This is a genomic window from Paractinoplanes rishiriensis (genome assembly GCF_016862375.1).
Lineage (GTDB): Bacteria > Actinomycetota > Actinomycetes > Mycobacteriales > Micromonosporaceae > Actinoplanes > Actinoplanes rishiriensis.
Genome location: NZ_BOMV01000111.1, coordinates 43,693 through 51,183, shown reverse-complemented (window position 1 = coordinate 51,183; position 7,491 = coordinate 43,693). Strand labels below are relative to the sequence as shown.

At 70.7% G+C, this 7,491-nt stretch carries 11 protein-coding genes; 6 read left to right on the top strand and 5 right to left on the bottom strand.

Annotated elements, in window-relative coordinates:
• Positions 1–51 precede the first annotated feature (51 nt).
• The 4 genes from Ari01nite_RS50610 to Ari01nite_RS46070 all read right to left on the bottom strand — a co-directional run bounded on the left by Ari01nite_RS50610 (position 52) and on the right by Ari01nite_RS46070 (position 1,654).
• Positions 52–216, bottom strand: coding sequence for a hypothetical protein (locus tag Ari01nite_RS50610; RefSeq protein WP_239163599.1), 165 nt, complete (start codon positions 214–216; stop codon positions 52–54).
• 1 nt (position 217) lies between these two features.
• Positions 218–553, bottom strand: coding sequence for a hypothetical protein (locus Ari01nite_RS50605; RefSeq protein WP_239163598.1), 336 nt, complete (start codon positions 551–553; stop codon positions 218–220).
• Between the two features lie 364 nt (positions 554–917).
• Complete coding sequence (locus Ari01nite_RS50600; RefSeq protein ID WP_239163597.1) at positions 918–1,061, bottom strand: hypothetical protein; 144 nt, start codon at positions 1,059–1,061, stop codon at positions 918–920.
• On the bottom strand, positions 1,058–1,654 hold the full coding sequence (locus Ari01nite_RS46070; protein WP_203790666.1) for an SRPBCC family protein: 597 nt from the start codon (positions 1,652–1,654) through the stop codon (positions 1,058–1,060). Before Ari01nite_RS46070 ends, Ari01nite_RS50600 begins: the two co-directional genes overlap by 4 nt.
• 102 nt (positions 1,655–1,756) lie before the next feature.
• Between Ari01nite_RS46070 and Ari01nite_RS46065 the strand changes: the two genes are divergently transcribed.
• The 5 genes from Ari01nite_RS46065 (at position 1,757) to Ari01nite_RS46050 (ending at position 6,177) form a co-directional block, all read left to right on the top strand.
• The gene (locus tag Ari01nite_RS46065) at positions 1,757–2,341 is read left to right on the top strand and encodes a DoxX family membrane protein (protein ID WP_203790665.1); all 585 of its coding nucleotides are present in this window, start codon (positions 1,757–1,759) and stop codon (positions 2,339–2,341) included.
• 196 nt (positions 2,342–2,537) lie between these two features.
• Positions 2,538–2,777, top strand: coding sequence for a hypothetical protein (locus tag Ari01nite_RS46060; protein ID WP_203790664.1), 240 nt, complete (start codon positions 2,538–2,540; stop codon positions 2,775–2,777).
• Positions 2,774–3,868: a polysaccharide deacetylase family protein gene (locus tag Ari01nite_RS50595; protein ID WP_239163596.1), complete on the top strand. Its 1,095-nt coding sequence runs from the start codon at positions 2,774–2,776 to the stop codon at positions 3,866–3,868. Before Ari01nite_RS46060 ends, Ari01nite_RS50595 begins: the two co-directional genes overlap by 4 nt.
• Positions 3,847–4,947 carry a glycosyltransferase family 2 protein gene (locus Ari01nite_RS50590; RefSeq protein WP_239163595.1) on the top strand — a complete coding sequence of 367 codons (1,101 nt, stop codon included), beginning with the start codon at positions 3,847–3,849 and terminating at the stop codon, positions 4,945–4,947. Before Ari01nite_RS50595 ends, Ari01nite_RS50590 begins: the two co-directional genes overlap by 22 nt.
• 15 nt (positions 4,948–4,962) lie before the next feature.
• Positions 4,963–6,177, top strand: coding sequence for a serine/threonine-protein kinase (locus Ari01nite_RS46050; RefSeq protein ID WP_239163594.1), 1,215 nt, complete (start codon positions 4,963–4,965; stop codon positions 6,175–6,177).
• Here Ari01nite_RS46050 and Ari01nite_RS46045 read toward each other — a convergent pair.
• Positions 6,166–7,011, bottom strand: coding sequence for a universal stress protein (locus Ari01nite_RS46045; protein WP_203790672.1), 846 nt, complete (start codon positions 7,009–7,011; stop codon positions 6,166–6,168). The genes Ari01nite_RS46050 and Ari01nite_RS46045 overlap by 12 nt on opposite strands.
• Before the next feature lie 171 nt (positions 7,012–7,182).
• Here Ari01nite_RS46045 and Ari01nite_RS46040 point away from each other — a divergent pair, with 171 nt between their 5' ends.
• Positions 7,183–7,458 (top strand): hypothetical protein, encoded by a 276-nt coding sequence (locus Ari01nite_RS46040; RefSeq protein ID WP_203790663.1) that lies wholly within the window; start codon positions 7,183–7,185, stop codon positions 7,456–7,458.
• Positions 7,459–7,491: the final 33 nt, after the last annotated feature.

Sequence of the window (7,491 nt, the reverse complement as noted above, 5' to 3'; positions counted from 1 at the left end):
GGCAACCGCAGGGCACGGCAGGGCCTTAAGACCCGGCCACCCCCGCGGGCCTCACCTGGCACGGTCGGACCGGTCCGGCTGCCCGGCCGGCAGGAGGACGTCGGTCAGCGGTCGCCGCGGCGTCGGCCCGGCCGGTCGGCCGTACCCGATGCGTAGCACCATCTGCACCGACAGGCCCGCGACCGGGTCGATGAGCAGCCGGCGGATCGCCGGCACCTCAACCGGTTGACTGATCGGCGTCGTCGCCAGGTCCTTCCAGGTCGCCGTCAGCAGCACCCCGCTGCAGGGCTTGCCCGGCCCGCACCCAGTCGCGCTGCCGGTCACCCGCGGTCGCGAGGACCAGGATGGTCGGGTAGGGCTCGAACTCCGCACTCGGGCGAGGCTGCGCCGTCAGCTCGGCGAAATCACGGATCGGCACCGACTCCAGGGCGTCCCACGGCCCGGCCGCCGACGCCGGGACACCGTCGCTGCTGTGTTCCCGTCCGGTCCATCGGGAGAGTTCCTCCCGGTAGCCGGGCCGGGCTCGCAGCCACCGGTCCGCCAAGTGAGCCATCTCCAGAACGGCGTCCCGGCAGCCGGATTCGTCACGGCCAGCACAGCACCCTCGGTGCGGGCCGCGTCGCGGAGGAGATCGAGCACATCGGGCGGCACCGGAGTGTGCGCATACGGCTGACGGTTGGTGTGCCGGTGCACGATGGCCGCCGCCAGCGCCTCCACCGTCGCGGTGACCGCCGCTGCATGGGTTACCACGACCCGCGCGACCAGTTCATCGTCCGTAGCGTCCGGGAAGAAGGCCACGTCGGTGCAGAAGCCGGCCCGTCGCAGCGCCAACCGCAGGTTGAAGACGGCCGCACCGACGCTGATCAGCTGCTCTCGCCCGGCCGGGTCCAGCACCCGCAGACGCCGGCTCGGATCGGCTACACCTCGACGACCGACCCGCGAATCCGGAACCGCCACGGCTGGCTGTGGTGCAGCGAAGGCGCAGCGGTGGCGGCGCGCACACCGCCGACCAGGACACTGCGGGGCAGCGCAAGTCCGGTTGTCGTGGGTCGGAGGCTCATGACCGCTCCTCTCTGCCGCTGATCATCCGGTTCCGGCTGATCAGCCGGGTGTTCAGCCATCGGATCGTCAGGTGGAAGATCCGGACCCAGGTCCCGTCGGTGGACCGGAAGGCAAGGGTGCGCTCGGGTTCACAGATCTCGACGCGCATTTCCGACATTTCCGGAGCCAGCGACACCAGGTCGCCGACGGCAAGGCACTGAAATTCCGGCAGGATCTCGTCGGCGCTGTGCATATCGAGCCCGAGGAGATTCTCCAGCCAGTCGAAGGCGTACGCCCCGCCGCGTCCGCTGCCCATCTGCACCAGCCAGGGCCAGACCGTCGCCGGAGCCGCCTCGATGGTTACCGCGCGAGTCGACAGCAGATCCGGATCCGGAAGCAACTCGTCGCCGGGCAATACCTGGCCGACCTCCTCCCCGCTGGCCCCGTAGGTCAGATACCAGCGCCGGGCCGGCGGTGAGTACGCTGCCGCGGTCGCGGCCAGCAGAGCCGCGCCGCCGATTCCGGTCCACCCTGCCGTTCTCATACCTCCAGGCTTTGCGCGCCGCGGGCCCACCGGTAGGGGCATCCGGCCCGAGTCGCCCTGCCGGGTCATGGACAGGACCTTGGTCCCGGCAACCAGGGCGGTTGGGCTCAGGCGCCATACCGCGGCGATCCGGCAGTGTCGTGGGTATCGAAATCGATGAAGGAGGACACCATGACCACCACCGGCCGGGGCTCCGCCGCGAACCTCGAGAAGGTCGAGGCACCCGGCTCCATGCTCACCCACACCGCCGCCCGGACCCTCGCGGTCCTGCGCATCTCCACCGGATTCGCCTTCCTGTGGGCATTCCTCGACAAGACCTTCGGCTTCGGCTACGCCACCCCCACCGAACGCGCCTGGATCAACGGCGGCTCCCCCACGCGCGGCTTCCTCTCCAACGTCGAAGTCGGCCCCTTCGAGAGCTTCTTCCACAACATCGCCGGCGACCCCTGGGCCGACTGGCTGTTCATGCTCGGACTGCTCGGCATCGGCCTCGCCTTCATCCTTGGCATCGGCATGCGCATCGCCGCCGCCGCAGGCGCTCTCATGATGGCGCTCATGTGGATCGCCGAATGGCCCCTCGACAAAACCACCAGCGCCGGCGAACCCAGCGGCTCCACCAACCCCATCGTCGACTACCACCTCATCTACGGCCTGGCCGGCATCGTCCTGGCCCTCACCTACGCCGGACACACCTGGGGCCTCGGCAAATGGTGGGCCGGACTTCCCATCGTCCAGAAAAACCGCTGGCTAATCTGATCGCCCGCATTCGGCTCGACCGGACCGCGACCGCCCGGACCCGCTGAGGTCCGGGCGGTCCGGCGCGTCCGCCGGGCAAGTCGGTCGCAGCGGCCCATCCCGCCGGGACCTTCGGTACCTGCTCGACCACGGCCGGCCTGTCTAGCGTCGAGTCATGGCCCGACGACGAGCAGGACGAACGGATGGACCACGTCCGGTGGGGCGGGTCGTGGGGCGGGTACGCGTCGGACCGGTGATCGGCCAGGTGAAGCCGATCGAGCGGGCCAAGACCGAGGTGACGCACCTCGACGACCAGCACCCGGCCGTCTTCGCGGATCCCGGTGGAACCCGGCGACGCCGGCTGCGGAAACTGGCATACGTCGTCGGTGCCCTGCTTTTCGCGTTGCTGCTGGCCTTCTGGCTCAGCCAAGTAGCGGTGGGAGTCGCCCCCCGATGAACGTCTACCACGGCGCGCCGTGCAACGAGCCCGCCCTGACCACCGGACAGATCCCGGCGGTCCGGCGGCGGCGTTCCCTGCTACGCGCCTTCGTCGTCCTGGCGTTGATCGCAATGCTGGGCAACATGCTCCTGATTGAGGCATATCTAGCCGCCGGGTTCGCCCCGGACAGCGCACCCCAGCAAGCCCGGCCGGCCGATGCGCTGCCGGCCGCGGTGCGCACGGGCGGCCCGGTGATCGATCTCACTGGCGCCAAGCCGCACACGTACCGGATGCCGGCCCGCACCATCGCCCTCACGTTCGATGACGGTCCCGATCCGCGGTGGACCCCGCAAATCCTGGCAGTTCTGCGCAGGCACCGGGCGCACGGCACCTTTTTCGTGCTCGGTACCCAGGTCACCCGCAACGCCGCGCTGTCCCGGCAGATCGTCGCCGAAGGGCACGAGATCGGCGTGCACACCTTCACCCACCCACTGGTGTCGGCGTTGCCGATCTGGCTACGCACGCTGGAGCACTCGGCAACTCAAGAGGCAATCGCCTACACCACCGGGCGTTTGGCCTTGCTGTACCGGCCTCCTTACTCGTCGGTCATCGGCGCACTGGACAACACCGACCTCGCCACGTTGCGCGAGACCGGTCGGCAGGGTTACCGAACCGTGCTCAACGACCTGGACAGCGAGGACTGGCGACGGCCCGGGGTGGAGACGATCCTGCGCCACTCCACGCCGCGGGACGGCTCCGGAGCAATAGTCCTCATGCACGACGCTGGCGGTGACCGCTCGCAGATCGTTGCCGCCCTCGACCGGCTCATCCCCCGTCTGCAGGCACGCGGCTACCGGTTCACCGCAGTCTCCGAGGCGCTCGCCGGGCGTGTCCCGTTCGCCAACCCCCGGGCGGGCCACGAGCAGACGGCGCGCGGCTGGGCTCTGACGCAGATGATCCGGGCCGCCGACCGTACCCTGTGGGTGCTCTGGGTACTGCTGCTCGGCGCCGGCGCCCTGATGCTGGCCCGCACCGCCCTGCTTCTGACGCTGTCGGTGGGACATGCCCGCCGCCGTCGCGGACCGGCATGGTCCTGGGCCCGGCGGTGACCGACCCGGTCAGCATCATCGTGCCGGCCTTCAACGAGGCGACGACCATCGGCCCGGCGGTGAGGTCCCTGGCGCTGTCGGCGCATCCAGGCGTCGAGGTGCTCGTGGTGGACGACGCCTCGACCGACGGGACCGGGGCGGCGGTGGAGCGCCTGCAACTCGGCAACGTTCGGGTTGTCCGCGCGCCGGCCGGCGGCAAGGCAGCCGCGCTCAACACCGGGATCGCGTTAGCCCGCCACGATCTCCTCGTGATGGTGGACGCGGACACCGTGGTGGAGCCCGACTCGGTTCACCGGCTCATCCAGCCGTTCGCCGACCCTGCCATCGGCGGCGTGTCCGGAAACGTCAAGGTCGGCAACCGGCACGGATTGATCGGCACGTGGCAGCACATCGAATACGTCATAGGCTTCAACCTCGACCGGCGCCTCTATGACACGTTCGGCTGCATCCCGACCGTTCCGGGTGCGTTGGGTGCGTTCCGCCGCCGCGCCGTCCTGGACGCCGGTGGCCTGCAAATCGACACGCTGGCCGAGGACACCGACTTGACCGTCGCGGTGCAACGCGCCGGCTGGCGGGTGGTCTTCGAGGAGACGGCGCGTGCGTGGACGGAGGCACCGACCACCCTGCGACAACTCTGGCGGCAACGGTACCGGTGGAGCTTCGGCACCATGCAGGCCCTGTGGAAGCACCGCCGGGCGCTGGTTGAGAGCGGGCCGTCCGGCCGGTTCGGGCGACGCGGGCTGGTGTCCATCGCCTTCTTCACCGTCCTGCTGCCGCTGCTGGCTCCCTTGGTCGACATCATGGCGGTGTTGGGCCTCGTGGTCCTGGACCGCCGGGACACCGCAGTGGCCTGGCTCGCGATGCTCGTCGTGCAGGCCGTGACGGCGGTGGTGGCGTTCCGGCTAGATCATGAGTCGCTCCGGCCCCTGTGGACGCTGCCGTTCCAGCAGGTGGTCTACCGCCAGTTGATGTACCTGGTGCTGACCCGCGCCGCGCTGGCAGCTTTGGCCGGCCGGCGGATGCGCTGGCAGAAGCTTCGCCGCACCGGCGAGGTGATGGTCCCGGCGGCGCCCGGGTAGGCGAGGAGGACAGCGATGCCGCATACATCAGGAGAATTGCTCGGCGGCCGGTACCGGCTCGACGACCGCATCACCGGTGGTGGCATGGGTGAGGTGTGGCAGGCCCGCGACACGGTCCTCGGCCGCACCGTTGCCGTCAAGACGCTGCGTGCCGACCGCGCGGTGGATCCGCAGTTCCGAAGCCGTTTCCGGCACGAAGCATGCGCGATGGCCGCGCTGCACCATCCCGGTATCGCCGACGTGTACGACTTCGGGCAGGACGCCGGCGACGCTTACCTGGTGATGGCGCACGTGGACGGTCAGCCGCTCGACGGGCGGATCGCGGAGAAGGGCCGGCTCACCGCCGCCGAGGCGATGGCCGTCGTGGCTCAGGTGGGCCGCGCCCTGCAGGTAGCGCACGACGCGGGGATCGTGCACCGCGACGTCAAACCCGGCAACATGATCGTCCGGCCGGCCGGGGACGTCGTCCTCGTCGACTTCGGCGTGGCCCGGTCGGCCCGGTCCGCCCTGCTCACCGGTGCGGGTGAGGTGGTCGGCACCGCCTGCTACATCGCGCCCGAACAGGTTGCCAAGCGCGCCGTCGGACCGGCCGCCGACATCTACGCCTTGGGCGTCGTCGCCTACCACTGCCTCGCCGGGCATCCGCCGTTTTTCGGCCCAGACTCCATCTCGGTGGCGATGCGACATCTCAAAGACGAGCCGCCGCCTCTTCCGGACGATGTGCCGGCGGCGGCCCGCGCCGTGGTGGCCACCGCGCTCGCCAAGGATCCTGCGGCTCGCTTCCCGTCAGCTGCCGCCATGGCGGCAGCTGCCGAACGAGCGGTTCGCCCGGCACCGTCAGTCAGCCGGGCCGTCGCGGTCGTTCCCCGCCGCATACCGCCGGTGCGCCGGCGCCGGCGGCATATCGCGGCTGCGGTCGCCGTCGGGTCGGTGCTGCTTTCGGCGGGTGCCGCCGTTGCCGCCACCGATCCGTTCGATTGGTTCCCCGGCGCGCCCCGGCCCGCGCCGTCGGCACCGGCCGTGCCGTCCGCCGTTCCGTCCTCGCGACCGGCCGTCCACCATACGGGTAGCAGCGGGGCAACGTATCCCAGCACCCGGACGCCGTCCCGCTCCCCGAGCAAGTCGCCGTCGCCGTCGCCCTCCCCCTCGCGCTCGCGATCCGCCACATCGACGCCGGCCAGCACGCCGAACACCGGACAGGCGTCCAGCCCGCCGGCTTCAATCGGGTAGGTCCGGGCTCCGCAGCGGCACCACCACCACGGGACGCGGCACGTGGTGCAGGGCGGCCATCGCCACGCTGCCCAGCAGGATCTCGCGTGCCGCGGACCGGCCTCGGGAACCGACCACCACGGCGGCCGCTCGCTGCTCGGCCGCTGTCGCGCACAGTGCCTCGGCCACCGCGCGACCGCCAGCCGGATACCGGTGCCTCGGCTCGCGGGTCACGGAGTCGTATCCGGACGGTGCCGGCTCCGTCGGCCCATCGCCGGTGACAGTGGCCAGGACGATTTTCCGTACGCCGAACAGATGCTCCGCCGCGGCCAGCGCCCGGCGCGACCCGACCGAGCCGTCCCAGCCGACGACGATCGGCCCACCCGCCAGTGCGGCTCGCTCAGCGGTGAGCAAGGGATGCGGTATCACCAGGACCGGCGCCGGCGCGTAGTGCACGACGATGTCGGACACGCTGCCGAGGACCGCCCGGGCGCCGCCCAGGCCCCGCGACCCGAGCACGATCAGGTCCGGGCTGAGCTTCTCGGCCAGCTCCGCCAGGTGCAGGCCTTCGCCGCCGAAGCTGCGCTCGACCAGTGGCTCGGCCTCCCATCCGGCGGCCCGCGCCAGCACGACCCCCGTGGTGACCAGGCGGTCCGCCTCGGCCGCGCCCTCGCGCTCGATCGCCGCGACGAATTCGTTGAGATGACGTTTGCCCTGCCACAGCCGGCGGCGGACCGCGTCGCTGGCGAAGGGCGGAACCCAGAGGTGCGCAATCCGGGCGTACGCGCCCGGCAGCAGCGTGCCGGCACAGTCGATCGCGGTTCCGGCCGCCATTGAACCGTCATAGCAAAGCATGATGTGCACGGCGCACCTCCCGGACGAACGCTCGACTCCAGCGTCAACCGCCGGCCGGCCGGACGGCAGGGCCGTTGGTCCCGGGCGAATGGGGGGCGACCGCCTCTGACCGCGTTAGCTAGCCGCAGCTAACGTTGCTAACAGAGCTGGGACAGGGAGGAGGCGAAAGTCATGACAGCCACCACCAAGACTGTACGGCCGGCCGAACCGTCCAAGGCCGCGCGGCCGGAGACCCCGAACCGCCGTGTGCGGCACGTCGGCCGGGATGTCGGCGGGCTGGCCGTGAACGTCTACGAACGCGGCATTGCCGACATGGTGGCGTTCGAGAAGGACGCCGCGAAGATCGCGCCGTACCCGTGGATGCGGTCGGCACTTACGGTAAGCGCCGGGCTCATCGAGGATGTCGGCGCCGCGTACGTCAAAACGGCACGCCGGATATTGCAGTGAGTCCGGATATTGCAGTGAGTCCGGATATTGCAG

Excerpts from the sequence above, each read along its gene's own strand:
- Ari01nite_RS50600 (WP_239163597.1), bottom strand. The coding sequence starts at position 1,061 with ATGAGCCTCCGACCCACGACAACCGGACTTGCGCTGCCCCGCAGTGTC.
- Ari01nite_RS46050 (WP_239163594.1), top strand. The coding sequence starts at position 4,963 with ATGCCGCATACATCAGGAGAATTGCTCGGCGGCCGGTACCGGCTCGAC.
- Ari01nite_RS50605 (WP_239163598.1), bottom strand. The coding sequence starts at position 553 with ATGGCTCACTTGGCGGACCGGTGGCTGCGAGCCCGGCCCGGCTACCGG.
- Ari01nite_RS50595 (WP_239163596.1), top strand. The coding sequence starts at position 2,774 with ATGAACGTCTACCACGGCGCGCCGTGCAACGAGCCCGCCCTGACCACC.
- Ari01nite_RS50590 (WP_239163595.1), top strand. The coding sequence starts at position 3,847 with ATGGTCCTGGGCCCGGCGGTGACCGACCCGGTCAGCATCATCGTGCCG.
- Ari01nite_RS46070 (WP_203790666.1), bottom strand. The coding sequence starts at position 1,654 with ATGACCCGGCAGGGCGACTCGGGCCGGATGCCCCTACCGGTGGGCCCG.
- Ari01nite_RS46040 (WP_203790663.1), top strand. The coding sequence starts at position 7,183 with ATGACAGCCACCACCAAGACTGTACGGCCGGCCGAACCGTCCAAGGCC.
- Ari01nite_RS46065 (WP_203790665.1), top strand. The coding sequence starts at position 1,757 with ATGACCACCACCGGCCGGGGCTCCGCCGCGAACCTCGAGAAGGTCGAG.
- Ari01nite_RS46045 (WP_203790672.1), bottom strand. The coding sequence starts at position 7,011 with ATGCTTTGCTATGACGGTTCAATGGCGGCCGGAACCGCGATCGACTGT.